21 protein-coding genes, 2 tRNA genes and 3 rRNA genes are annotated in these 23,688 nt (G+C 41.0%); 15 read left to right on the plus strand and 11 right to left on the minus strand.

Features of this window, described 5'->3' with window-relative positions:
* Positions 1 to 30 precede the first annotated feature (30 nt).
* The 3 genes from yajC to secF are packed head-to-tail and all read left to right on the plus strand — an operon-like array spanning position 31 to position 3,287.
* Positions 31 to 360, plus strand: coding sequence for a preprotein translocase subunit YajC (gene yajC, locus ACLCEG_RS14925; protein ID WP_000051669.1), 330 nt, complete (start codon positions 31 to 33; stop codon positions 358 to 360).
* 51 nt (positions 361 to 411) lie between these two features.
* Positions 412 to 2,313 carry a protein translocase subunit SecD gene (gene secD, locus ACLCEG_RS14930; protein ID WP_039253059.1) on the plus strand — a complete coding sequence of 634 codons (1,902 nt, stop codon included), beginning with the start codon at positions 412 to 414 and terminating at the stop codon, positions 2,311 to 2,313.
* An 8-nt stretch (positions 2,314 to 2,321) separates the two neighbouring features.
* Entirely contained in the window at positions 2,322 to 3,287 is a 966-nt protein-coding gene (gene secF, locus ACLCEG_RS14935) for a protein translocase subunit SecF (RefSeq protein WP_077162371.1), read from the plus strand.
* 64 nt (positions 3,288 to 3,351) lie between these two features.
* On the opposite strand, the gene coaBC is transcribed toward secF, so the two are convergent.
* Positions 3,352 to 4,605, minus strand: coding sequence for a bifunctional phosphopantothenoylcysteine decarboxylase/phosphopantothenate--cysteine ligase CoaBC (gene coaBC, locus ACLCEG_RS14940; protein WP_410568114.1), 1,254 nt, complete (start codon positions 4,603 to 4,605; stop codon positions 3,352 to 3,354).
* Between the two features lie 100 nt (positions 4,606 to 4,705).
* Here coaBC and radC point away from each other — a divergent pair, with 100 nt between their 5' ends.
* Positions 4,706 to 5,425, plus strand: coding sequence for a RadC family protein (gene radC, locus ACLCEG_RS14945; protein WP_081400323.1), 720 nt, complete (start codon positions 4,706 to 4,708; stop codon positions 5,423 to 5,425).
* Positions 5,426 to 5,487: 62 nt separating this feature from the next.
* On the plus strand, positions 5,488 to 6,399 hold the full coding sequence (locus ACLCEG_RS14950) for a bestrophin family protein (RefSeq protein WP_019457460.1): 912 nt from the start codon (positions 5,488 to 5,490) through the stop codon (positions 6,397 to 6,399).
* A gap of 7 nt (positions 6,400 to 6,406) precedes the next feature.
* On the opposite strand, the gene ACLCEG_RS14955 is transcribed toward ACLCEG_RS14950, so the two are convergent.
* A complete protein-coding gene (locus tag ACLCEG_RS14955) occupies positions 6,407 to 7,258 on the minus strand; it encodes a PHP domain-containing protein (RefSeq protein ID WP_410568116.1) in 852 nt (283 codons plus the stop codon).
* Between the two features lie 44 nt (positions 7,259 to 7,302).
* Here ACLCEG_RS14955 and ACLCEG_RS14960 point away from each other — a divergent pair, with 44 nt between their 5' ends.
* From ACLCEG_RS14960 to mnmC, 4 genes are read left to right on the plus strand one after another with little or no spacing between them, the layout of a single operon-like run.
* On the plus strand, positions 7,303 to 7,917 hold the full coding sequence (locus tag ACLCEG_RS14960; RefSeq protein ID WP_191012165.1) for a septation protein IspZ: 615 nt from the start codon (positions 7,303 to 7,305) through the stop codon (positions 7,915 to 7,917).
* Between the two features lie 34 nt (positions 7,918 to 7,951).
* Positions 7,952 to 8,254, plus strand: coding sequence for a YciI family protein (locus tag ACLCEG_RS14965; protein WP_002051453.1), 303 nt, complete (start codon positions 7,952 to 7,954; stop codon positions 8,252 to 8,254).
* 4 nt (positions 8,255 to 8,258) lie between these two features.
* The gene (locus ACLCEG_RS14970) at positions 8,259 to 8,732 is read left to right on the plus strand and encodes a hypothetical protein (protein WP_240061995.1); all 474 of its coding nucleotides are present in this window, start codon (positions 8,259 to 8,261) and stop codon (positions 8,730 to 8,732) included.
* A gap of 23 nt (positions 8,733 to 8,755) precedes the next feature.
* Positions 8,756 to 10,627 carry an FAD-dependent 5-carboxymethylaminomethyl-2-thiouridine(34) oxidoreductase MnmC gene (gene mnmC, locus ACLCEG_RS14975; RefSeq protein WP_410568118.1) on the plus strand — a complete coding sequence of 624 codons (1,872 nt, stop codon included), beginning with the start codon at positions 8,756 to 8,758 and terminating at the stop codon, positions 10,625 to 10,627.
* Positions 10,628 to 10,679: 52 nt separating this feature from the next.
* On the opposite strand, the gene ACLCEG_RS14980 is transcribed toward mnmC, so the two are convergent.
* Positions 10,680 to 10,994 (minus strand): rhodanese-like domain-containing protein, encoded by a 315-nt coding sequence (locus tag ACLCEG_RS14980; RefSeq protein ID WP_019457454.1) that lies wholly within the window; start codon positions 10,992 to 10,994, stop codon positions 10,680 to 10,682.
* A gap of 91 nt (positions 10,995 to 11,085) precedes the next feature.
* Between ACLCEG_RS14980 and ACLCEG_RS14985 the strand changes: the two genes are divergently transcribed.
* The 3 genes from ACLCEG_RS14985 (at position 11,086) to ACLCEG_RS14995 (ending at position 12,686) form a co-directional block, all read left to right on the plus strand.
* Positions 11,086 to 11,574, plus strand: coding sequence for a YajQ family cyclic di-GMP-binding protein (locus ACLCEG_RS14985; protein WP_002051423.1), 489 nt, complete (start codon positions 11,086 to 11,088; stop codon positions 11,572 to 11,574).
* A 35-nt stretch (positions 11,575 to 11,609) separates the two neighbouring features.
* Positions 11,610 to 12,104 carry a DUF4442 domain-containing protein gene (locus ACLCEG_RS14990; protein WP_191016527.1) on the plus strand — a complete coding sequence of 165 codons (495 nt, stop codon included), beginning with the start codon at positions 11,610 to 11,612 and terminating at the stop codon, positions 12,102 to 12,104.
* A gap of 75 nt (positions 12,105 to 12,179) precedes the next feature.
* Entirely contained in the window at positions 12,180 to 12,686 is a 507-nt protein-coding gene (locus ACLCEG_RS14995; protein ID WP_004705646.1) for an ester cyclase, read from the plus strand.
* A 49-nt stretch (positions 12,687 to 12,735) separates the two neighbouring features.
* On the opposite strand, the gene ACLCEG_RS15000 is transcribed toward ACLCEG_RS14995, so the two are convergent.
* The 3 genes from ACLCEG_RS15000 to ACLCEG_RS15010 are packed head-to-tail and all read right to left on the minus strand — an operon-like array spanning position 12,736 to position 14,488.
* Positions 12,736 to 13,152 (minus strand): acyl-CoA thioesterase, encoded by a 417-nt coding sequence (locus tag ACLCEG_RS15000; protein WP_002051216.1) that lies wholly within the window; start codon positions 13,150 to 13,152, stop codon positions 12,736 to 12,738.
* A 1-nt stretch (position 13,153) separates the two neighbouring features.
* Entirely contained in the window at positions 13,154 to 13,591 is a 438-nt protein-coding gene (gene trxC / locus ACLCEG_RS15005) for a thioredoxin TrxC (RefSeq protein WP_002051446.1), read from the minus strand.
* Positions 13,592 to 14,488, minus strand: a complete 897-nt coding sequence (locus ACLCEG_RS15010) for an alpha/beta hydrolase (RefSeq protein WP_039253040.1) — start codon at positions 14,486 to 14,488, stop codon at positions 13,592 to 13,594.
* A 192-nt stretch (positions 14,489 to 14,680) separates the two neighbouring features.
* Between ACLCEG_RS15010 and ACLCEG_RS15015 the strand changes: the two genes are divergently transcribed.
* The 3 genes from ACLCEG_RS15015 (at position 14,681) to ACLCEG_RS15025 (ending at position 18,053) form a co-directional block, all read left to right on the plus strand.
* Positions 14,681 to 15,016 (plus strand): TIGR01244 family sulfur transferase, encoded by a 336-nt coding sequence (locus tag ACLCEG_RS15015; protein WP_049063451.1) that lies wholly within the window; start codon positions 14,681 to 14,683, stop codon positions 15,014 to 15,016.
* Positions 15,017 to 15,382: 366 nt separating this feature from the next.
* Positions 15,383 to 16,597 carry a hypothetical protein gene (locus ACLCEG_RS15020; protein ID WP_410568120.1) on the plus strand — a complete coding sequence of 405 codons (1,215 nt, stop codon included), beginning with the start codon at positions 15,383 to 15,385 and terminating at the stop codon, positions 16,595 to 16,597.
* 82 nt (positions 16,598 to 16,679) lie between these two features.
* Positions 16,680 to 18,053: a dihydrolipoyl dehydrogenase gene (locus ACLCEG_RS15025; protein ID WP_410568122.1), complete on the plus strand. Its 1,374-nt coding sequence runs from the start codon at positions 16,680 to 16,682 to the stop codon at positions 18,051 to 18,053.
* Positions 18,054 to 18,229: 176 nt separating this feature from the next.
* Here the strand turns inward: ACLCEG_RS15025 and rrf are convergent.
* From rrf to ACLCEG_RS15050, 5 genes are all read right to left on the minus strand, one after another.
* A 5S ribosomal RNA gene (gene rrf, locus ACLCEG_RS15030) occupies positions 18,230 to 18,344 on the minus strand.
* A 178-nt stretch (positions 18,345 to 18,522) separates the two neighbouring features.
* Positions 18,523 to 21,413 (minus strand): 23S ribosomal RNA (locus ACLCEG_RS15035).
* A 340-nt stretch (positions 21,414 to 21,753) separates the two neighbouring features.
* Positions 21,754 to 21,829, minus strand: a tRNA-Ala gene (locus ACLCEG_RS15040).
* 55 nt (positions 21,830 to 21,884) lie between these two features.
* Positions 21,885 to 21,961, minus strand: a tRNA-Ile gene (locus ACLCEG_RS15045).
* A 59-nt stretch (positions 21,962 to 22,020) separates the two neighbouring features.
* A 16S ribosomal RNA gene (locus ACLCEG_RS15050) occupies positions 22,021 to 23,558 on the minus strand.
* The 16S, 23S and 5S rRNA genes sit together here with 2 tRNA genes alongside, the layout of an rRNA operon.
* Between the last annotated feature and the right edge of the window lie 130 nt (positions 23,559 to 23,688).

Genomic DNA, 23,688 nt, shown 5'->3' on the forward strand with positions numbered 1-23,688 from the left:
ACTCATATTTTTTAACTTTAGGAAATTAAAATGAGCTTGTTCATTTCTACTGCACATGCAGCTCCAGCAGCAGCCCAAAGCCCGGGTCTTTTGCCAAACATTTTGATGATTGTCGTATTCGTTGCAATCTTCTATTTCTTAATCTGGCGCCCTCAAGCAAAACGTGCAAAAGAACACCGTTCTTTAATCGAAAGCTTAGGTGTAGGTAGCGAAGTTGTTTTTGCTGGTGGTTTAATGGGCAAAGTAACCAAACTTGAAGGTGACTATGCGGTTGTTGAACTTAACCGTGGTGTAGAAGTAAAAATTCAGCGTGCCAGCGTAATTTCTGTATTACCTGAAGGCACTCTAAATAACCTTTAATCATAAAACAGTCGTGCTTTAGCACGGCTTTTTCATTTAAGAAGAAAGCGAATGCGTTACCCTGCATGGAAATATTTACTGATTCTGGTTGTTCTGGTAGTCAGTACATTATACGCACTGCCTAGTCTATATCCGGATGAGCCCGCAGTTCAAATTTCCGGTGCCAAAGCTGGTACCCAAATTGATCAAAGTGTGGTGCAAAAAGCAGAGCAAATTTTAAAAACAGCAAATATTGCGAGCCACGATAATACTTTTACAAATAATGCAGCTCTCTTGCGTGTCAGCTCTTCTGAAGCGCAGTTAAAAGCAAAAGAAGTATTACGCCGTGACTTAGGTGATCAATATGTTGTTGCCCTAAACCTTGCACCAACTACACCAGAATGGTTGCAAAAAATTGGGGCTAAACCAATGAAACTTGGTTTGGACTTACGTGGTGGTGTCCACTTCTTGCTAGAAGTAGATATGGACAAAGCCATTTCCCAACGTATGGAAACCTCTGCAACCGATTTGCGTCGTCAGTTCCGTGAAAACAAAATTAAATTTAACAACCTTGCGTTAAATAATAATGTGATCACTGTTCAATTTGCTGACAATGCTGATCGTGATGCAGCAATGGATTTTTTACGCCGTAATGGTAATGAATATACCCAACAGGCATTAGCGAGTACGACAGGTTCTACCTTAAAACTCACTTATACCGATGTACGTCGTCAAGAAATTCAGGCATATGCAGTCAATCAGAACTTAACAACACTACGTAACCGTATTAACGAACTTGGTGTTGCAGAAGCATTAGTACAAAGTCAGGGTAGCAACCGTATTGTCGTTGAATTACCGGGTGTTCAAGATACAGCAGAAGCTAAACGTGTTTTAGGTCGTACTGCTAACCTCGAATTCCGTTTAGTATCTGACTTAAATGATCAATATATTGACCCATATACAGGTAAATATAACGGTCAACCGTTACCTCCAGGTACAGAAGTTTTTGCTTATCAATCTTTAGATAGCGGTCGTCAACTTTTGTTGCAACGTAACCGTATCTTGACTGGTGAACGTGTTCAAAATGCAAGTTCTGGCTTTAGCCAAGACTCTGGCGGTGCCGAAGTAAATATTACGCTCGACAGTGCTGGTGGTAAGCTCATGTCAGATGCAACCCGTAATGCTGTTGGTAAACGCATGGCGGTATTGTTCATCGAAAACAAGCAAAAGATTACTTACGTTACAGATCCAAAAACTGGCGCTCAAACAGAAGTTCGTACGCCATATACCGAGTCTGTCGTCATTAATGCTGCAACAGTTCAAGCTGTTTTAGGTTCAACTTTCCGTATTACTGGTTTAAGTTCTCCTCAAGAAGCATCTGAACTTGCGTTGATGCTTCGTGCCGGTGCTTTAGCTGCGCCAATGTACTTCGTTGAAGAGCGTGTTGTTGGTCCAAGCCTTGGTCAAGAAAACATTGATAAAGGTGTACTTTCAACTCAAATCGGTTTCTTGCTTGTTGCAATCTGGATGATCGTGTTCTTCCGCGTATTCGGTTTAATTGCGAACTTTGCGCTTGTTGTTAACTTGGCAATGATTTTAACAGTGATGTCTTGGATAGGGGCTTCCCTCACCTTACCAGGTATTGCGGGTATCGTTATTACCATTGGTATGGCGGTCGATGCGAACGTACTGATATGTGAGCGTATTCGAGAGGAAATGCTCTGGGGTGCCTCACCCAAACAGGCCATTGTGGCAGGTTATGATCGAGCCTATAACACCATTTTTGACTCGAACTTAACCACGTTCCTCGTTGCATTCATTCTGTTTGCAATTGGTACAGGCCCGATCAAAGGTTTCGCCGTAACATTAATGATTGGTATTGTGTGTTCGATGTTTACTGCAATTACAGTAACACGTGCAATCGTACAGCTCATTTATGGTAAACGCCGTAATTTGAAAAAGTTGAGCATTTAAGGAGATCTATGATGACTAAAGTGACTCAACAGCCTTCAAAACAATATGGTCGTCCGGATGATGCAAAAATCATCCCGTTCATGAAGATTGCTAAACCAGCAGCAATCTTCTCGATCCTTATTACTTTAGCGAGTATTTTCTTTATCGCGACTAAAGGTCTTAACTTAGGTTTGGACTTTACAGGTGGTGTTTCTGCCGAGCTTAACTATGCGCAACCAGCAAATCAGACTGAAGTTATTCAGGCTCTCGACAAAGCTGGTTTTAAAGATGCGGTAGTACAAACGCTAGGTAGTAATAAAGACTTACTCGTGCGTATGCCGGTACAAGAAGTTAAGGTTGAAGATCTTAATAACGCGATTACCAAAGCTGTGCAATTACCAAATAACGCTGCCGAAGTTCATAAAGTGGACTCTGTCGGCGGTCAGGTTGGTAATGAGCTTTATGTACGTTCGGCTGGAGCGGTTGCTCTTGCGCTTATCTTAATGTTGATCTACGTGACCATTCGCTTTGAGTTTAAACTCGCGATGGGTGCTGTAATGTCTTTATTCCATGACATCATCATCATTATTGGTGCATTTGCATTATTCCAATGGCCATTTGACCTTACCGTATTAGCTGCGGTACTCGCGGTGATTGGCTTCTCACTTAACGATAACATCGTTGTTTCAGACCGTATCCGTGAAAACTTCCGTAAGATTCGCGGCGCGACTCCACGTGAAATCGTGGATATTGCTTTAACTGAGACTTTACGTCGTACAGTTCATACCTCAATGACCTTATTGCTTGTTGTACTTGCAATGATGTTCTTGGGCGGTGATGGCTTACACTGGTTCTCTGTAGCAATGTTTGTGGGTGTCTTTGTCGGTACTTACTCTTCGATTTATATCGGTACAGCATTTGCGTTATGGCGTGGTCTTAACCGTCAAGACTTCATCGTTCAGGTTAAACCTGAATTTGAAGATGAAATTCCTTGATTGTTAAACCAAGACATATAAAAAAACCGCGATTTATTCGCGGTTTTTTTATTAAGCTCAAAATTTATTTACGGCGTAATACATCCGAAATAGCTTCAACCAATTGTTGAGAAATTTCTTGCTTAGATGCTTTCTCTAACTCACGCTTTTTCATATGGTAACTTTCAGCAAAGAAAACAGTCATCGCATTTTCATCCGAAGCAAAACCAATATCAGCACGAGAAACATCGTTACACGCAATCATGTCTAGTTTTTTAGCAACCAGTTTACCTGCTGCATATTCTTCAACATTCTGCGTTTCGGCAGCAAAGCCCACCATAAATGGACGTTTTTCCTGAGCTGCAATGGTTGCCACAATATCCGGATTTTTCACAAGGGAAACATTCAGTTCATCCCCTGCTTTCTTAATCTTGTGCTCAGCGACTTCCGCAACGCGATAATCGGCTACTGCTGCTGTCGCAATGAAAATGTCGCAACCAGTCTCAAGTGAGTTCATGCTGACATCCAACATTTGTCGTGCAGATGCAACGTTGACACGTTGAACACCATTTGGTGTATCTAAACTTACAGGACCAGCAATTAAAGTGACTTTTGCCCCTGCCGCATAACATGCAGCCGCTAAAGCAAAGCCCATTTTTCCAGTACTATGGTTTGAGATATAACGAACTGGGTCAATCGCTTCACGTGTTGGTCCAGCAGTAATCACAACTCGCTTACCAGCCAGCAAACCAAATTTTTCAGCAATGGCACGTTGGGCTTGATGGAAATAACCAGCCACTTGACGGGCTATTTCTTCTGGTTCTGGCATACGGCCTAACCCCACATCACCACAAGCCTGTTCACCTGAATCTGGCATAATCACATGCACGCCATCTTCAACTAGCGTTTGCAAATTACGTTGTGTTGCTTTTGCAGCCCACATTTGCTGGTTCATCGCTGGGGCAACCCACACAGGTGCTTTAGTCGCTAAAAACAAAGTACTCAGTAAGTCATCTGCTAAACCATTAGCAAACTTAGCCAGAGTGTCACAGCTTGCAGGCGCAACCAGTAATAAATCAGCCCAACGAGCCAACTCAATATGGCCCATTCCAGCTTCAGCCTCAGGGTCTAAGAGTTCGGTATGTACAGGATTTCCCGAAAGAGCCTGAAACGTTAGAGGTGTAATAAATGCTTGAGCCCCGTGTGTCATCACAACCCGAACGTCGAAACCATAATCTTTAAGACGACGAACCAAAATGGCACTCTTATAGGCAGCAATTCCACCTGTAACGGCTAAAACAATGTTTTTATGAGGAATAACACTTAAATCAAAGCTCACGAACAGGATACCTTACTGTTGCAGTGGCGCTCACAATAGCATTAAATACGCGCAGACCCAAGATTGATTGGGCAAACAAAATAAAATTTTAAGCAGAATATTGCTGGGGAATATGAATACTTCTATTAAAAATTGGCCAGAACAAGAACGGCCAAGAGAACGGTTATTACAACAAGGCCCACAAAGCCTCTCTGACTCTGAATTACTTGCGATCTTTCTTCGCTCAGGTTCACGCCAACATTCAGCAGTTGAACTCGCACGCTTACTGATTCAACAATTTGGAAGCCTAAATGCCGTTTTTGATGCATCTTTCAATGAATTGACTCAATTTAATGGTATTGGAGCCACCAAGTATTCGCAATTACTGGCCGTAAAAGAACTTGGACGGCGTTATCTCGATCATCACTTTCAGAAAAATAATCTTAGTCTTCATTCTTCTGATTTAGTTTTGGATTATTTGCGCTATGAATTAAAAGGTGAAAAACAAGAAGTCTTCGCAGTACTTTGCTTAGATGCTGAATTAAGAAAACTGCATTTTAAAAAATTATTTTTTGGATCAATTCAGCACTGTGCAGTCTCAGTGAATCAAACCTTACGTTATGCCTTACAACAACATGCTTGCCAACTGGTAATAGCACATAACCATCCTTTTGGTTCCGCTCAGCCATCTCCTGAAGATATTAAACTTACACAGCAACTTCAACAGGCTTGTCAGTTGGTTGAAATACCTTTACTGGACCATTTTATTATCTCACCAGAGGGTAGCTTTTCATTTGCTGAACAACAACTGCTCAACCCCATCCCAATAGCCGTTCAATGATATTGACAAAGCTTCACTAAGCTTAGAATATCAAAAACAAAAATAGCGACGTTTAAAATAAAATGATTGTTCGTGAACAGCCTGGTATTTTTAAAGTTTTATTCTCTTGGCGAGGGACGATATTACCAAAAATTCTACCCTCTTTAGGGGTACTCATGTTGATCTCGTCAATCATTGGTGGAGTTGAATATATTAATCTCTACCGTTTTCCAGAAATTCCTTTAGTTAGTTTTACCCTAATTGGCGTGGTCATTTCTATTTTTTTAGGTTTTAAAAATACTGCATGTTATGACCGTTGGTGGGAAGCACGCAAACTATGGGGTGTCCTGATCGCAACTTCACGTCATTTTGATCGAGACTGCCGTATTTTAACTCAGGCTCGCCGCGAACGTGTCATTCACCATGTTATTGTTTTTGCAAACGTATTACGCGACCGTTTACGCCGCCAAACAGCCAACCCAACTGAATTAATTCAAACTAGTGGCATGAGTCAACAAGCATTAACCCAGTTATATCAACAAAATAACGCGCCACAATATACGCTTAGCCTTATTCAGTGGGAATTATTACAAGCGCTTAAAGAAGGCGAAATCTCAGATATTATTTATGCTCAAATGAATAAGAATGTTGCAGATTTAAGTGTGGTACAGACTGGCTGTGACCGTATTGCAAATACGCCTATACCTTTTGCCTATTCAGTTTTGCTCAACCGCACTGTTTACTTTTTCTGTTTTATGCTGCCATTTAGTTTGGGTTCTTTGCTTGGATTAGCTACACCTTTACTGGTTGGAATTTTGGCATATACATTTTTAGGTCTAGATGCCCTAAGCTCTGAAATTGAAGAGCCTTTTGGTACTCAAAGTAATGATTTACCTTTAGATGCAATGGTACGTAATATCGAAATTGAACTCTTAGGAACGCTGGGGAAACCAACACCTCCTCCAATTCAAGCTCAAGATAACAACTTGCTCTAGAGCTGTATTAGAGAAAACGCTCCCAAATCCCCTGCTGGTCACTTTTTGGTTTAGGGGTATTACCTAATTTAATCCATGGCATATTTTCACCATGAAAATCACTGCCAATTGAAACAGCCAAATGATGCTGATCAATCATACGATCAATCATTTGGCGAGTAGATAATGGATCTACAGGAGGCGGCAATTCCACAGCGTCTCCACCACAACTGGCAAATAACTCAATCAGATATCGCGTATTAGTTGCCGACAAATCATAACGAGTTGGATGAGCTAAAACTGCCAAACCTTGACTGTTATGAATAACTTCAATTGTTTCTTTTAAGCCCAATCCTTCAAACTTTACAAAGGCGCGCTTACCTTCTTTTAAAAAACGATCAAAAGCTTGTTGAGGACGAGTCACTACATTCTTTTCAACCAAGGTTTTGGCAATGTGGGTTCTGGTAATACGGTCTGGCTGATTTTCAACTTTATCAAGCACATCTTGGTAAATATCAAAGCCAATACATTTTTTTAATAGTTCGCAAATAACTTCAGCCCTTTGTGCTCTAATTCTTTTTTGTTGTTCTAATGCTTCCAAAATTGGTGCTTCATCCTGCATGTTCAAAGCCACAATATGTACACCATAGCTTTTTTTTGTGCTTGGTCTAGACCATTGGCTTGAAATTTCCACACCAGAAATAATTTGTAAATCATAAGCTTGTGCAGCATTTCTCGCACGTTGCAAGCCGTCCATTGTGTCGTGATCCGTGAGTGCTAAAGTATGCAACTTCACATCCACAGCAGCTTGCACCAACAATTCCGGAGACAAAGTTCCATCAGAAATATTGCTATGTGTATGTAAATCTATGCCTTGCATCTTTTATACTATGCCATTCACCAAACCTGATCAGATACTCTAACATGAAAGCACTTCTGGACTTTGTTCCATTAATTATTTTCTTCTATTTATATAAAACTGTTGATCCTGCAAATGCTCATCACCCGTTGCTTAAACTGATCGGTTCCGCTGGGGGTGTAAATAACAATAATATTCTTGTCGCAACGACAGGCTTAATTATTTCAATGCTTGTGGTATATGGCGCCTTATTTATTTTCCAAAAATTCCGTCTAGATAAACAACAATGGTTTGTATTGTTTATGACCGTTATTTTTGGTGGTATTACGCTCATGTTAAGCGATGATTTTTATATTCGTTTAAAAGCTGCAATTTTGAACTTGGTATTTGCTGGTGCTTTCTTGGTTTCACCTTGGTTTGGTAAAGAACGTAAGCCTCTCATTAAACGATTATTTGACCCGATTTTAGACCTAAGCGAAAAAGCTTGGAAAAACTTAAATTTTGCTTGGGCTGCAATGTTTGTCGTCATGTCTGGTTTACATGTTTTCTTCGCGTTTTTATTTCACGGCGGAAAATATTGGGGCGAATTTACCGCATTTGGTGACATGATCGTCATGTTTTCATTTATCATTATTCAGTTCATTATTTTACGTAAACATTTTAAGTCACCAGAAGCTTAATGTTATTTCGGTTTGATTATAGAGATACGATGACATGCCTTTTTTTGTTCTAAGCTGTACCGATAACGAAGGAACTCTAGAGAAACGTTTAGCAGTTCGCCCTCAACACATCGAACGTTTACAAAAGCTTGATGATGAAGGTCGTCTTGTTGCCGCTGGAGCTATGCCTAAAGATCCGAATGACCCTCAGGCTGGTTTTTATGGCAGTACCATGATCGTAGAGTTTGATAGCCGTGAAGCTTTAGATGAATGGTTAAAAGAAGAACCATTCCTGAAAGAAGGTATCTATAGCCATATTGATGTCAAACCGTTTAATAAAGCATTTCCAAAAGGGTAACCGCATGCAGCTTGCAACCAAAAGCTTTCTTGGCTTGTGTTTGATCTGTTCAACTGCTGGCGCAGTTGAACCTGCTGCGACACCAGCAACAACTGCACCTTCAACTCAGGCTGCCAAACCAGCACCTACTTCTGCAACTCTAGCTAAACCTGCGGCTACCACGACGGCAGCCACAACACAGCCGCTTACAGCAGAACAAATCGCAAAGAATAAGCAGCAGCAAGATGCAAAAATCAAAGCTTTAGTTCAAGATCAAGCATCTCGCCTTAAACAGCTAGAACATGCAAACCTTGAAGCACTTGCACAAAACCAAGAGCTACAGCTAAAAAACGATAACTTGTCTGTTCAGGTGCAAGTTTTACAGAGCGAACGTAGCGCACAAATGTTTTTATATGGTGCGGTAACTCTAGCGGGTGGCGTACTCCTTGGTTTCTTTATCGCTAGTTATATTCATACAAAACGTCGTCGTCAGTGGTAAACCTGAGCGACTTATTAAACCGAATGAACAAATCAAATCGTATACAAACTGCTGAGCTGGATTGGGTATCTATTGATGGTATTGAGGTACCCATTTCCAAACAATTTGGTGATGTCTATTTTTCTAAAGATAATGGTCTGCTTGAAACAAGACATGTATTTTTAAATGGCAATGACCTATCAGAACGATTAGCCAATTTACAAGACTTTGAATATTTTAGTGTAGGAGAAACCGGTTTTGGAACTGGTTTAAATATTCTTGCACTCTGGCAGCTTTGGCAACAGGTCCGTCCTAATAATCACAGCCATTTACATGCAATTAGTGTAGAAAAATTTCCATTAAGTAAAACAGACCTCATTCGTGCCCTCAATGTATGGGATGAACTTAAACCGCTTGCTAAACAACTTATTGAGCAATATCCGTTACCTCTGGCTGGCTGCCATCGTTTAAGTTTTCCCGATGAACGTTTTAGCATCGACCTATGGTTAGGAGATGCGCAAGATATTTTTCCAAGTATGGTAAAAACGAAAGCAGTGAATGCTTGGTTCCTAGATGGTTTTGCACCTTCGTGTAATCCAGACATGTGGGAACAAAACGTTTTAAACAATATTGTTCGTCTTTCTGACTATGGCACTACCTTTGCCTCATTTAGTGTAGCGGGTGTTCTCAAACGTGGACTAAAAGCTCATGGCATTGATATTTCACGTCCTCGCGGCTTTGGGCATAAACGTGAAATGCTTAAAGCAGTCTGGAAAGCATCGTTAAGTGAAGACACTGCACTAGAACCAGATAGCCATACTTTCAATTTTAAACAGCAGCATATTGCCGTGATTGGCGCAGGAATTGCTGGTTTAAGCACAGCATGGGCTTTTGCTGAGCGTGGGCACCAAGTTACCCTATTCGAGCGTACAGCGCCTTTATCAGGAGCTTCTGGTAACCCTCTAGCATTGCTCAACCCAAAGCTCTGCCCAATTGAACAAAGTCATGAGCATCTAATGACTTTAAGCTGGCAACATGCGCTGAATTTCTATAAAAAATTTCAAGCATTTCGTCCAATTCAAATACAGCAAATGGCATTAAAAAATGCCCAAGATCTTCTCGATCTTGCTGATCAATATCCTGCTGATATTGTTACGCATCAAACAAGCTCACTTGAATCGGACTATCCCCATATTGTATTAAATGAGGCTGGAGCAGTTTCTCCACACCAGTTACGTGATGAAATTTTGCAGCATTCAGGTATTGAATTAAAAATTGCTAATATCACGGCACTCACATCTTTTGACAATACAGTTCAATTAAAGACTAATAATGATGTTATTGCAGAGGCAGATCATGTTGTGGTGTGCTGTGCCCGAGAAAGTGCCGCTTTATTTGAGAACTATCCCCCTTTAAAGCCAATACGTGGACAAGTGAGCTGGGTTAATAACTCTTTTGCGCCTTTACCTTTGCATGAAGCGTATAGCTATGGTGGCTACTGTATGCAGCTTGACTCTTCTCAACTCATTTTAGGGGCATCTTTCTATCCGAACCGAGAAGATCAAGATGTACTTAGCGACGACCATGTGCATAACTTTGAATTAATCCACAGCATCTTCCCTACTTATGCAAAACAATTGCCACCTGTAGAACAATGGCAAGGTCGAGCAGCGGTTCGGGCTCAAAGCCCAGATTATTTCCCAGTAATAGGTAAAATGCAGAATGAACGTCGTGTTTCAACTTTTGCAGGGTTAGGTTCAAAAGGTTTTCTATTTGCACCGCTTTGCAGTGAAGTACTTGTAGCGGAAATTTTAGGAGAGACTTGTCCTGTCCCGGAAAGTCTATTACAGAAATTAAGTACTCTACGCTTTCAAAAGAAAGTTAAACCAAAGAAACCTTATTTTAAATCTCAATAGTGCGCTTGAGAAAATTTGGTTCCAATAAAAAAGCACCCGAAGGTGCTTTTTTTTATGCGCCCTGCTCTAGAGGTAAACCTGCATCACGAGCTGCACGCGTCCCCCCCATCAGCACGACATATTCACGCGAGGCATCTAAGTCTTCTAGTTTCTCAGCTGCACGAGGAGCTTTGCTACCACCACCACATAAAATATAAATCGGCTGATCCGCAGCGACTTGGCTCAAAATATCAGCATTTAAATCATTAATCGGGCGACTTATCGCACCTTTAACATGCCCTTCTGCATAAGCACTTGAATCACGGACATCCCAGATAACAGCATTTTCTGGGAACTCAAATGTTGTAATTTCTTGTTTACGGATCATTGTGCACTCCTTTGATGTAAACAACACTTGGCAAATGAAGAAAACCCTCTTAGCATCTCAAATATTCTTTCACTTTGTAAAGGTCTAAACCATGCCTTCTTTCGATATTGTTTCTGAATTAGAGTTATTTGAAGTTAATCATGCGGTTCAAAACACACAAAAAGAGATTGCAACACGCTTTGACTTCCGTGGTCACGATGTTTCTATCGAACTAAACGAAAAAAATAAAGAGATTAAAATCAGCACTGAAAGCGATTTCCAGTGTGAACAAGTTTATAACATGTTAGAAAACCATTTTTATAAACGTAAAATTGATGTGCAAGCACTAGATCCACAAAAAGCTGCTGCTTCAGGTAAAAATTTTGTACAAGTCATTAAACTTAAAGATGGCCTTGACTCTGATACAGCAAAAAAAATTAATAAAGCCATTAAAGAAAGCGGCGTTAAAGTGCAATCTTCTATTCAAGGCGACAAAATCCGTGTAACCGATAAAAAACGTGACACTTTACAACAAGTCATGACTTTTTTACGTGAACAACAATTTGGTGTGCCATTACAGTTTAATAACTTTAAAGATTAATATCTTTTAGTGACATTCAAAGTTAAGGTAATCCCATGTCTCAATCCAATCGACTATTAAAACTGGTAAAAGCAACTTCAAAATTTCCTAAAGGTGTTCGAAGTACGCTTTGGAGCAAGGCATTTGGCCGTATTGTGCCAATGGTGGGTACAGCCAATATTCGCTATCTAGAAGTAGATGTAAGCCATGTGACTGTTCGCTTAGAAAACCAGAAAAACATGCAGAACCATATTAAAGGTGTTCATGCTGCTGCAATGGCACTTTTAGCAGAGACTGCAACAGGTTTTTTAACGGGTTTACATATTCCTGATAACCGTATTTTATTAATCAAATCATTACATGTTGATTATTTAAAAGTGGTAGAAGGTGGTTTAACAGCAACGGCTACGCTCTCTATCGAACAGCAAAAATATATTGCTGATCATGAAAAAGGCGAACTTGTCATTCCTGTTACAGTTATTGATGATGCAGGTAATGAACCAATCCAATGCCAAATGCTCTGGGCATGGTTACCTAAACGTAAGAAATGATAACTAATTTAAAATATTTTTAGATTGTTATTTACCTCAAGATATAAAACTACAAATTTATATCTTGAGGTCACAATGAAAAGAACACTGATTCTATCCTCGTTATTTACCAGTTTTATATTTACAGCAGTGGCTACTCAAGCTGCCGAACCTACAAACAAAACCAGTAAAATTATTCAAACTAAAACTGAGGCAGCAGATAAAATAAGCGCCCAGAATAAAAAAATCGTAACCGATTTCTATGAAGGTGTCTTTTTAAAACATCAAGTTAAAGAATATGCCGACCGTTATATTGGTCATGAATATATACAACATAACCCTAATGTTCCTGATGGGAAGGCACCTTTCGTTAATTTCTTTACTGAGAAATTCCAGAAAAATCCACAAGCAAAAAATGAAATTAAGCGTGCAATCGCAGAAGGCAACTTGGTTGTTTTACATGTCCATTCTACTGAAAACGAAAAAGATCGAGGCAGAGCAATTGTTGATATTTTCCGGGTAGAAAATGGAAAAATCGTAGAGCATTGGGATGTGATACAAAACATTCCAGAGCAAAGTAAAAACTCTAATACAATGTTTTAGTGACAAAAATTAAAGCCTGAATACTGATATTCAGGCTTTATAATACGTTTTATTGAGTTTCTAAAAACTTTTGTTTCGCCTCTTCTGGAATTTGGCGCTTGTTACCTTTTACATCAACAGCGACAAAAGTGAAGACCCCTTCGGTAATACGAATTGGAGCACGAGAATCATCATGACTATCCCAAACTTCAATTTGCATTTGAATAGAGGTATTACCCACTTTTAAGATTTTGGTATAGCAGCTAATCACAAAGCCTACTTTTACCGGAACCAAAAAGGTCATCTGATTAATGGAAATCGTAGCACAACGTCCACGACTAAAACGCTCCGCGTGAATTGCTCCAGCCAAGTCCATTTGTGACACGATCCACCCACCAAACACATCACCACTCCAGTTTGTATCTGCTGGCATGGCAATCGTTTGTAAGGATAAAATTCCTTCTGGTTTGGTATAAGCTTCTGACACCTTAGCTCCCGAAATTCGTTTGAAGTTGTTGATCTAGCCACTGTTGCAATTCAGGCGCGCGTAATGCACCGCTCATTCGAGCAACTTCTGTGGTTTTATTCATTAATACAAGGGTAGGAATACTTCTCACATTAAATGCTTGGCTTAAGCGAGGAGACTCTTCGGTATTAATCTTGGCAAAAATGACACGTGGATTCTGTTTTGCAACTTGTGCAAAATGTGGTGCCATCATTTTACAAGGTCCACACCATTCTGCCCATAAATCTATCAAAATAGGCAGATCACTATTCGTGATATAGTTGCTAAAGTTTTGTTCATTTAACTCAATCGGTGCAAGCGGAAGTAATGGCTGATGGCATTGGCCACAACTCGGTTGCGCGCTAAGTTTTTCCTCTGGCACTCTATTTTTTGCACCACACGATGCACATACAATAATCATTTACATCACTCCTATATGCTGATGTAAAAATTCTAATTGGGTCGTCACTGCTTTTTCAAACCATGAGCCATGATAAATATCAAAATGTTTCATATCCCATTCATGATAACTCACAAAAGGTGCAATATTAGTCGCAGCTTCACGACTAGACTCAATCGGGATCAAAGAATCATGCTGAGCAGCAATAAATAAAACGGGAATATTAATCTGACGTACGAGTTGAATTGGACGGTAACGCATCAAATTAAAAAAGACACGTGCTGGTACTTCACCACTCCAATAATAATCTGGATTTACAATCGACAAATACCCATAGTAACTATCTGCTGTTGGCATAAAACATAATTTAAGTTGATCAACAACAGGTAATCTCTTTGGATTAAGGCCCATTTTTGAACCCATATAATCTTGGCTCGATAGCTTCAAAGCTTGGGGGTAACGCTGTAACGGATATAGTTTTGCAGTTTCTGCACCATCTACATATGGAATTTGTACCATAATGGCCTGAATATTTTTCAGTTCAGAAGCTAGACTTAAAGCATATCCTCCACTTAAAGATGTGCCCCATAAAACAATTCTTCGATTATCTATTAATTTACAGGTAGACGCGTATTGAATAATGGTCTTCCAGTCTTCAAGTTGAGAATTGATAGAAATCATCTCTCGTGGCTTACCTGTACTCCCTCCCCAGTATCGATAATCAAATAAAATAACGGCATAGCCTGCCTGAGCAAAACGCTGGGCATATTGGATAAGCTTGAATTGACGTAATCCGGCAAAACCATGTGCCATGATAATTACCGCGGATTTATTATTTGTTTTTGGAATATAAAAGTCAGCTGCGATCATTTCCTGATCACATGGAACATATAAAGGCTCAACCGTATAAGCGTGCATATGTGCTCCGTGGCATTATGGTCGAAGTAATGAATTTACAAAAAACATCCTGATCGCCTTTTAAAAATCTATAGCTGTTCTTTTACATAATTTTTATCTATGTAGGAACAACGTTTTAGTGTCTTGTATCTCAGGTTAAGCTTAATGCTATGATACAGCATAAGAGGTTTTATTAAATTTTGGAGTGACGAAATGTCAGATAATGTTGGTTTCGCAGGTCAAATTGGTCCAGAACATGTGGGACAAGTTGTAGAAAAAGGATTTAAATCTATTATAAATAACCGTCCTGACATGGAAGGCGGTCCAGAGCAACCAACAAGTGCTCAAATTGAAGAAGCAGCACGTCAAGCAGGTCTAGATTACGTTTACCAACCTGTAGTTGCAGGTCAAATTACTGAGCTTGATGTCCGTACTTTTGCAAATCACTATAATGAACTTCCAAAACCTGTACTTATGTTCTGCCGTACAGGAAACCGTTCAAACAATCTTTATCAATTAGCAAAACAAATGGATTTGTTAGACGATTAATCTTAAGAAATTAATATTCTATAAAACCCTATTTGTTCCTTAAAGTAGGGTTTTTGAATAACTTATTTTGCATAAGTCTGCACAAATTCAACAGAACCAATAATAATATTAATCTAAAGTATTTAAGTCTTTTGTTGAATCATTTATTAATTTTTATGAATAAGTTCATATTTGCACTTTTAAGCTGTTTAATTCTTACAGCATGCTCCTCAATACAAGTAAAACCTACGGTTGGAGTAACTATGAGTACAAGAATTTGATTAGCTAACCGCTCATAAATATAATGAGCAACCTCATGAAATATATGTTATTTTATAAATCTAAAAAATTATTTTAAATAACTTATCATTTTAATTGGGGATAATGATGAAACTTACTCATGGGGTATGTGGGATTACTCTGGCTGCTTTTTTGACAGCTTGTGGTGGAGGTGGCGGTGATGGCTACTATAACCAAAATTCAAATTCTAACTCTACAACGACACCAACTACACCAACTACACCAACTACACCATCAACAGATCAAGAGTTGGCTACTTCTGTTTTAAAAAGCGTACAGCAAGAAGGAAAATATTTATTTGGTGCCTATAACCTTAATGATGAAAACTTATCAAAAGGTTATATCGATCATGCATTAGATACTTTCGCACAAGGACCCTTAAAGTTAACTCTAGATATTAGAAAAGTAGATCTCACTCAATATTCAGATCACTATCGTGACAAATGTTTTATTAATAGTACTACAGACTATCGCGCTTGCTACGTTTTTAAAGGGGAAGAAATAAAATCATTACTTACAGGTTATAACGATTGGGATTTTGATATTACGGCAGATGATTTAAAGAATATTAAACTAGCATCTGACAATATCTCACCAAATCTAGAGGAATATCAATCTAATACCAGAATTTATATTTTTGAAAATGAAAATAAGGATAAAAATTTCCAAGATGTAACTATTACTGGAGCTTTTGCATACCCATTCCAACAATCATGGGGACTCCAACAAACCAAGCAAAAAAGATTTGTATTAATTAACTCAACGACAAGTGATTATAAAATTACTACAACGGCCACAGTTCAAGATCCACAAACAGGTCAACCAACTGAAAAAGAGGTCACTACAGGTGCGATGAGTGTATATAAAGATAATACATCAACTGATGGTGATCTATATGTAATTCAAGGGGGATCAGGTTTTAACGTACTCATCAATGATAATCCAAATGTTCCTTACGCAGAACCAATTTCATTTGTTGTAAATTCGACTCCAGGCAATAAGAATAATGCGACATATCAAGTGAAACTCAACGGTAATCAAGTATTGAGTTTACCAAGTATTACGGGTATTGAAGGAAGTCGTGTTGAGAATCAATCTCCAACAACGAATACGCAAAAATTTAATGGTAGCATCTATCTGGAAGGAAAAAATATTTTCACTTTTAAACAGTCTCCGAATGGAACCACATTAAATTTTAAACATATAATTAATAGTATAAATGTTGAAGGTCAGTCTACTAATCAAAATGGAACTGTTTCAACTACTTTAAAATCACCTTTTGAGCAAAAATTTACATTTTAAAGCTAAATAATTAGAATCAAACCCTCTGCTTAAGAGGGTTTTTCTATATATTCTAAATATCTATTAAAATAGCTTAATGACAATGTTCGATATTATTATCATTGGCGCAGGTACTGCTGGTATTAGCGCTTATAAAGAAGCAGTAAAGTACACCAATAATCTTCTAATTATAAATGATGGGCCATGGGATACCACATGCGCACGTGTAGGCTGCATGCCAAGTAAAGTCTTAATTTCTACTGCAAATCGTATGTATGACATACAAAATGCTCAAAAAGTTGGGTTGAATGCTTCAGTAGATATTAATACTGATCAGGTTATGGAACATGTAAGAACCTTACGTGACCGCTTTACGAAGGCGACCCTTAACGATGTAGAGCAATGGCCAACTGAACATAGAATTTCAGGTAGAGCACGTTTTATTGATTCGGAAACTATTGAAGTGAATGGTAAACAATACCAATCAAAAAGCTTTATCCTAGCAGTTGGTTCCACTCCTAATTATGATCAAAAATGGAAACAAGAATTAGGTGATCGCCTTATTACCACAGACCAAATATTTGAATTAAACACTCTACCTAAATCTATTGCCGTTATTGGAAGTGGAGTAATCGCCCTAGAGATTGCGCAAGCCTTACACCGTTTAGGTGTAGAAACAACTATATTTGCACGAAGTAAAAGAATTGGGATATTTACTAGCTCTAAATTACAGCAACTTGCTCAAGAAGAACTAGGGAAAGAATTAAAGATTTTATTTGAGACTTTACCTACTGAAGTTAAGTCTGGTTCTAATGGCGTTATATTAAATTATAAAATTGATGAAAAAGAAAAATCTATTCAAGCTGAGTATGTGTTATCTGCAACAGGTCGTTCAAGCCTACTTGATACCCTAAAGCTAGATAATATTGATAAATCTTTTATGGATATTAAGTTATTGCCTATAAATGCGAAAACAAAACAGCTAGATAACTATCCAATTTTTATTGCTGGGGACGCTTATACTTCAACGCCACTGCAACATGAAGCAGCCCATGAAGGTAGAAAAATAGTTTATAACTGTTTGAATTACCCACAAGTTAATCCAGTTAAGACACTCACTCCATTAGGAATAGTGTTCAGTCATCCAGAAATGGCAATTGTAGGGCAAAGTTATAAGCAACTAAAAGAAAATGGAGTACAGTTTGTTACGGGTGAAGTTTCTTATGAAAGACAAGGAAGAGCTATTGTTCTAGGAAAAAATAAAGGTGCTATTGAAGTTTATATAGAACGAGAAACTCAAAAACTACTTGGTGCCGAGTTATTTACAGAAGCAACAGAACATATGGCGCATTTGTTAAGCTGGATTATTGGTGAAGGATTAACTTTAAATGATATTCTAGAAAAGCCTTTCTATCACCCTACTTTAGAAGAAGGTCTCCGCACGGCTCTAAAACATGCACGTAGACAGTTAAAATAATACATTTAGAAGAGCTTTCTTAATTTTAAAGTTAGCTCTTATTCATTTCCCACTAATAATTTCTAGAACAGAGTATCTGTACAAATGTTCTTTTAGAGTTGTTTTTTATCTTTATTTTTTTATTATCCATAAAAAAACACCCCGGTTTCTTTCGAGACCGGGGTGTTTGAATAATGAGCTGGCGATGACTTACTCTCACATGGGTAACCCCACACTACCATCAGCGCTAAGAGGTTTCACTTCTGAGTTCGGGAAGGGATCAGGTGGTTCACTCTTGCTATGGTCGCCAGCACAACTGTTTATGGATACTTGCTTTGGTCTTATTGATTGCCGAAGCGTTTTCCAAATCTTTACAGATTGGGCTGATTGAATCTGACTTGTTCATTTTATCTAGTGAAGTAACTAAATCAAGTTTGTTTGTAGATTTATGAATCGATTGATGCTTTATATACAACTGCTTGGGTGTTGTATAGTCAAGCCTCACGAGCAATTAGTATTGGTCAGCTTCACATATCACTATGCTTCCACATCCAACCTATCAACGTCCTAGTCTCGAACGGCTCTTTAGAGGAATAAATTCCTAGGGAAATCTTATCTTGAGGTAGGCTTCCCGCTTAGATGCTTTCAGCGGTTATCCCTTCCGAACATAGCTACCCGGCGATGCGACTGGCGTCACAACCGGTACACCAGAGGTTCGTCCACTCTGGTCCTCTCGTACTAGGAGCAGATCCTCTCAAATTTCCAGCGCCCACGGTAGATAGGGACCGAACTGTCTCACGACGTTCTAAACCCAGCTCGCGTACCTCTTTAAATGGCGAACAGCCATACCCTTGGGACCTGCTTCAGCCCCAGGATGAGATGAGCCGACATCGAGGTGCCAAACACCGCCGTCGATATGAACTCTTGGGCGGTATCAGCCTGTTATCCCCAGAGTACCTTTTATCCGTTGAGCGATGGCCCTTCCATACAGAACCACCGGATCACTAAGACCTACTTTCGTACCTGCTCGACTTGTGGGTCTCGCAGTTAAGCGCGCTTTTGCCTTTATACTCTACGCGTGATTTCCGACCACGCTGAGCGCACCTTCGTACTCCTCCGTTACTCTTTAGGAGGAGACCGCCCCAGTCAAACTACCCACCAGACACGGTCCTCGTCCCGGATAACGGGACAGAGTTAGAACCTCAACATTACCAGGGTGGTATTTCAAGGACGGCTCCATTGGAACTAGCGTTCCAACTTCAAAGCCTCCCACCTATCCTACACAAGTAAGGTCAAAGTTCAGTGTCAAGCTGCAGTAAAGGTTCACGGGGTCTTTCCGTCTAGCCGCGGGTACACTGCATCTTCACAGCGATTTCGATTTCACTGAGCCTCTGCTGGAGACAGCGCCGCCATCATTATGCCATTCGTGCAGGTCGGAACTTACCCGACAAGGAATTTCGCTACCTTAGGACCGTTATAGTTACGGCCGCCGTTTACTGGGGCTTCGATCAAGAGCTTCGCTTACGCTAACCCCATCAATTAACCTTCCAGCACCGGGCAGGCATCACACCCTATACGTCCACTTTCGTGTTTGCAGAGTGCTATGTTTTTAATAAACAGTTGCAGCGGCCTGGTTTCTGCGGCTGTCATCAGCTCAGGAAGCAAGTTCCATCACCAACAACAGCGTACCTTCTCCCGAAGTTACGGTACCATTTTGCCTAGTTCCTTCAGCAGAGTTCTCTCAAGCGCCTTGGTCTACTCGACCTGACCACCTGTGTCGGTTTCGGGTACGATTCCTGTGTAACTGAAGCTTAGAGACTTTTCCTGGAAGCATGGTATCAGCCACTTCACTGTACAAGTACAGCTTGCTATCGGATCTCAGTATAGAGTACCCCGGATTTGCCTAAGATACATACCTACATCCTTCCACCTGGACAACCAACGCCAGGCTGACTTAACCTTCTCCGTCCTCTCATCGCATTACACAGAAGTATTGGAATATTAACCAATTTCCCATCGACTACGCCTTTCGGCCTCGCCTTAGGGGTCGACTCACCCAGCCCCGATTAACGTTGGACTGGAACCCTTGGTCTTTCGGCGAACGGGTTTTTCACCCGTTTTGTCGTTACTCACGTCAGCATTCGCACTTCTGATACCTCCAGCATACTTCTCAATACACCTTCATCGGCTTACAGAACGCTCCCCTACCACTTGACTAATGTCAAATCCGCAGCTTCGGCACATAGTTTTAGCCCCGTTACATCTTCCGCGCAGGCCGACTCGACTAGTGAGCTATTACGCTTTCTTTAAAGGGTGGCTGCTTCTAAGCCAACCTCCTAGCTGTCTATGCCTTCCCACATCGTTTCCCACTTAACTATGATTTTGGGGCCTTAGCTGGCGGTCTGGATTGTTTTCCTCTTGACTACGGACGTTAGCACCCGCAGTCTGTCTCCCGGATAGTACTCATAGGTATTCGGAGTTTGCATCGGTTTGGTAAGTCGGGATGACCCCCTAGCCGAAACAGTGCTCTACCCCCTATGGTATTCGTCCGAGGCGCTACCTAAATAGCTTTCGGGGAGAACCAGCTATCACCAGGCTTGATTAGCCTTTCACCCCTATCCACAAGTCATCCCCTGGCTTTTCAACGACAGTGGGTTCGGTCCTCCAGTTAGTGTTACCCAACCTTCAACCTGCTCATGGATAGATCGCCTGGTTTCGGGTCTATACCCAGCAACTAAACGCCCTATTAAGACTCGATTTCTCTACGGCTCCCCTATACGGTTAACCTCGCTACTGAATATAAGTCGCTGACCCATTATACAAAAGGTACGCAGTCACCGAACAAGTCGGCTCCCACTGCTTGTATGCATGCGGTTTCAGGATCTATTTCACTCCCCTCACAGGGGTTCTTTTCGCCTTTCCCTCACGGTACTGGTTCACTATCGGTCAGTCAGGAGTATTTAGCCTTGGAGGATGGTCCCCCCATATTCAGACAAGGTTTCACGTGCCTCGCCCTACTCGTCATCATTATGTGTGCCCTTTCGTGTACGGGAATATCACCCTCTACGTTCGCACTTCCCAGAGCGTTCCACTAAAACACACATAACTTAATGGGCTGATCCCCGTTCGCTCGCCGCTACTGAGGGAATCTCAATTGATTTCTTTTCCTAAGGGTACTGAGATGTTTCACTTCCCCTCGTTCGCTTTGCAACACTATGTATTCATGTTGCAATACCTACCTTAAAGTAGGTGGGTTCCCCCATTCAGAAATCTCCGGATCACAGGATATTTGCCGCCTCCCCGGAGCTTTTCGCAGGCTATCACGTCTTTCATCGCCTCTGACTGCCAAGGCATCCACCACATGCACTTAATTACTTGACTATACAACCCCAAACAGTCGATGTTACCTACAAGTTAGTAACTTCAACATTTCAGTTTAGAGTACTGTGTACTTAAACACTGTACAGCTTCAATCTAAATTCATATACCAAAACGCTTGATTCAGTTAATTTGCTAGTTCTCAATTCATCTAGATTAATTACTTAATCTAAACTCTTGAGTGAACAATTTATTTCAGACTCAATTTTGCCAATCTGTTAATGAATAAACACGCCTTCGTCAGGTCATGCTTAATACCGTGATACTTAAATCACAGAAGTTAATAAACCAAGACCGAAATCTCTATTTACTAATTTCTGTAATCCGAACTTCTCTTAAGTTCTGGTGGAGACTAGGAGAGTCGAACTCCTGACCTCCTGCGTGCAAAGCAGGCGCTCTACCAACTAAGCTAAGTCCCCAGCTTACATCATCAGTTATGTATCTTTTATCTATAACTTCAACCAGTCAAAGTCATGGTGGGTCTGACAAGACTTGAACTTGTGACCCCACGCTTATCAAGCGTGTGCTCTAACCAACTGAGCTACAGACCCTCAGATACATCTATGAAGAACAACTTGTTGTGGATTCTTACCAATCGTCAATCTTTCGTTAAGGAGGTGATCCAGCCGCAGGTTCCCCTACGGCTACCTTGTTACGACTTCACCCCAGTCATCGGCCACACCGTGGTAACCGCCCTCTTTGCAGTTAGGCTAGCTACTTCTGGTGCAACAAACTCCCATGGTGTGACGGGCGGTGTGTACAAGGCCCGGGAACGTATTCACCGCGGCATTCTGATCCGCGATTACTAGCGATTCCGACTTCATGGAGTCGAGTTGCAGACTCCAATCCGGACTACGATCGGCTTTTTGAGATTAGCATCACATCGCTGTGTAGCAACCCTTTGTACCGACCATTGTAGCACGTGTGTAGCCCTGGCCGTAAGGGCCATGATGACTTGACGTCGTCCCCGCCTTCCTCCAGTTTGTCACTGGCAGTATCCTTAAAGTTCCCGACATTACTCGCTGGCAAATAAGGAAAAGGGTTGCGCTCGTTGCGGGACTTAACCCAACATCTCACGACACGAGCTGACGACAGCCATGCAGCACCTGTATGTAAGTTCCCGAAGGCACCAATCCATCTCTGGAAAGTTCTTACTATGTCAAGGCCAGGTAAGGTTCTTCGCGTTGCATCGAATTAAACCACATGCTCCACCGCTTGTGCGGGCCCCCGTCAATTCATTTGAGTTTTAGTCTTGCGACCGTACTCCCCAGGCGGTCTACTTATCGCGTTAGCTGCGCCACTAAAGCCTCAAAGGCCCCAACGGCTAGTAGACATCGTTTACGGCATGGACTACCAGGGTATCTAATCCTGTTTGCTCCCCATGCTTTCGCACCTCAGCGTCAGTGTTAGGCCAGATGGCTGCCTTCGCCATCGGTATTCCTCCAGATCTCTACGCATTTCACCGCTACACCTGGAATTCTACCATCCTCTCCCACACTCTAGCTAACCAGTATCGAATGCAATTCCCAAGTTAAGCTCGGGGATTTCACATTTGACTTAATTAGCCGCCTACGCGCGCTTTACGCCCAGTAAATCCGATTAACGCTTGCACCCTCTGTATTACCGCGGCTGCTGGCACAGAGTTAGCCGGTGCTTATTCTGCGAGTAACGTCCACTATCTCTAGGTATTAACTAAAGTAGCCTCCTCCTCGCTTAAAGTGCTTTACAACCATAAGGCCTTCTTCACACACGCGGCATGGCTGGATCAGGGTTCCCCCCATTGTCCAATATTCCCCACTGCTGCCTCCCGTAGGAGTCTGGGCCGTGTCTCAGTCCCAGTGTGGCGGATCATCCTCTCAGACCCGCTACAGATCGTCGCCTTGGTAGGCCTTTACCCCACCAACTAGCTAATCCGACTTAGGCTCATCTATTAGCGCAAGGTCCGAAGATCCCCTGCTTTCTCCCGTAGGACGTATGCGGTATTAGCATCCCTTTCGAGATGTTGTCCCCCACTAATAGGCAGATTCCTAAGCATTACTCACCCGTCCGCCGCTAAGATCAGTAGCAAGCTACCTCTCTCCGCTCGACTTGCATGTGTTAAGCCTGCCGCCAGCGTTCAATCTGAGCCATGATCAAACTCTTCAGTTAAAATCATTTTGTACCTTATTTAAAGACAAGGTACCAATTCTGGCTCATCAATTACTGACTTAAATTTCGCTCAAATAAACTTCGAGTAATTTAAACCAATCAATCAATGAAAATTATTTCGATTAATCAA

It is taken from the genome of Acinetobacter sp. H1(2024), assembly GCF_046557555.1.
In the GTDB taxonomy this organism is placed as follows: domain Bacteria; phylum Pseudomonadota; class Gammaproteobacteria; order Pseudomonadales; family Moraxellaceae; genus Acinetobacter; species Acinetobacter seifertii.

Excerpts from the sequence above, each read along its gene's own strand:
- trxC (WP_002051446.1), bottom strand. The coding sequence starts at position 13,591 with ATGATTATTGTATGTGCATCGTGTGGTGCAAAAAATAGAGTGCCAGAG.
- ACLCEG_RS14995 (WP_004705646.1), top strand. The coding sequence starts at position 12,180 with ATGAAAAGAACACTGATTCTATCCTCGTTATTTACCAGTTTTATATTT.
- ACLCEG_RS15020 (WP_410568120.1), top strand. The coding sequence starts at position 15,383 with ATGAAACTTACTCATGGGGTATGTGGGATTACTCTGGCTGCTTTTTTG.
- ACLCEG_RS15025 (WP_410568122.1), top strand. The coding sequence starts at position 16,680 with ATGTTCGATATTATTATCATTGGCGCAGGTACTGCTGGTATTAGCGCT.
- ACLCEG_RS14985 (WP_002051423.1), top strand. The coding sequence starts at position 11,086 with ATGCCTTCTTTCGATATTGTTTCTGAATTAGAGTTATTTGAAGTTAAT.
- ACLCEG_RS14950 (WP_019457460.1), top strand. The coding sequence starts at position 5,488 with ATGATTGTTCGTGAACAGCCTGGTATTTTTAAAGTTTTATTCTCTTGG.
- ACLCEG_RS14955 (WP_410568116.1), bottom strand. The coding sequence starts at position 7,258 with ATGCAAGGCATAGATTTACATACACATAGCAATATTTCTGATGGAACT.
- mnmC (WP_410568118.1), top strand. The coding sequence starts at position 8,756 with ATGAACAAATCAAATCGTATACAAACTGCTGAGCTGGATTGGGTATCT.
- ACLCEG_RS14960 (WP_191012165.1), top strand. The coding sequence starts at position 7,303 with ATGAAAGCACTTCTGGACTTTGTTCCATTAATTATTTTCTTCTATTTA.
- secD (WP_039253059.1), top strand. The coding sequence starts at position 412 with ATGCGTTACCCTGCATGGAAATATTTACTGATTCTGGTTGTTCTGGTA.
- ACLCEG_RS14980 (WP_019457454.1), bottom strand. The coding sequence starts at position 10,994 with ATGATCCGTAAACAAGAAATTACAACATTTGAGTTCCCAGAAAATGCT.
- ACLCEG_RS14970 (WP_240061995.1), top strand. The coding sequence starts at position 8,259 with ATGCAGCTTGCAACCAAAAGCTTTCTTGGCTTGTGTTTGATCTGTTCA.
- yajC (WP_000051669.1), top strand. The coding sequence starts at position 31 with ATGAGCTTGTTCATTTCTACTGCACATGCAGCTCCAGCAGCAGCCCAA.
- ACLCEG_RS14965 (WP_002051453.1), top strand. The coding sequence starts at position 7,952 with ATGCCTTTTTTTGTTCTAAGCTGTACCGATAACGAAGGAACTCTAGAG.
- secF (WP_077162371.1), top strand. The coding sequence starts at position 2,322 with ATGATGACTAAAGTGACTCAACAGCCTTCAAAACAATATGGTCGTCCG.
- ACLCEG_RS14990 (WP_191016527.1), top strand. The coding sequence starts at position 11,610 with ATGTCTCAATCCAATCGACTATTAAAACTGGTAAAAGCAACTTCAAAA.
- ACLCEG_RS15015 (WP_049063451.1), top strand. The coding sequence starts at position 14,681 with ATGTCAGATAATGTTGGTTTCGCAGGTCAAATTGGTCCAGAACATGTG.
- ACLCEG_RS15010 (WP_039253040.1), bottom strand. The coding sequence starts at position 14,488 with ATGCACGCTTATACGGTTGAGCCTTTATATGTTCCATGTGATCAGGAA.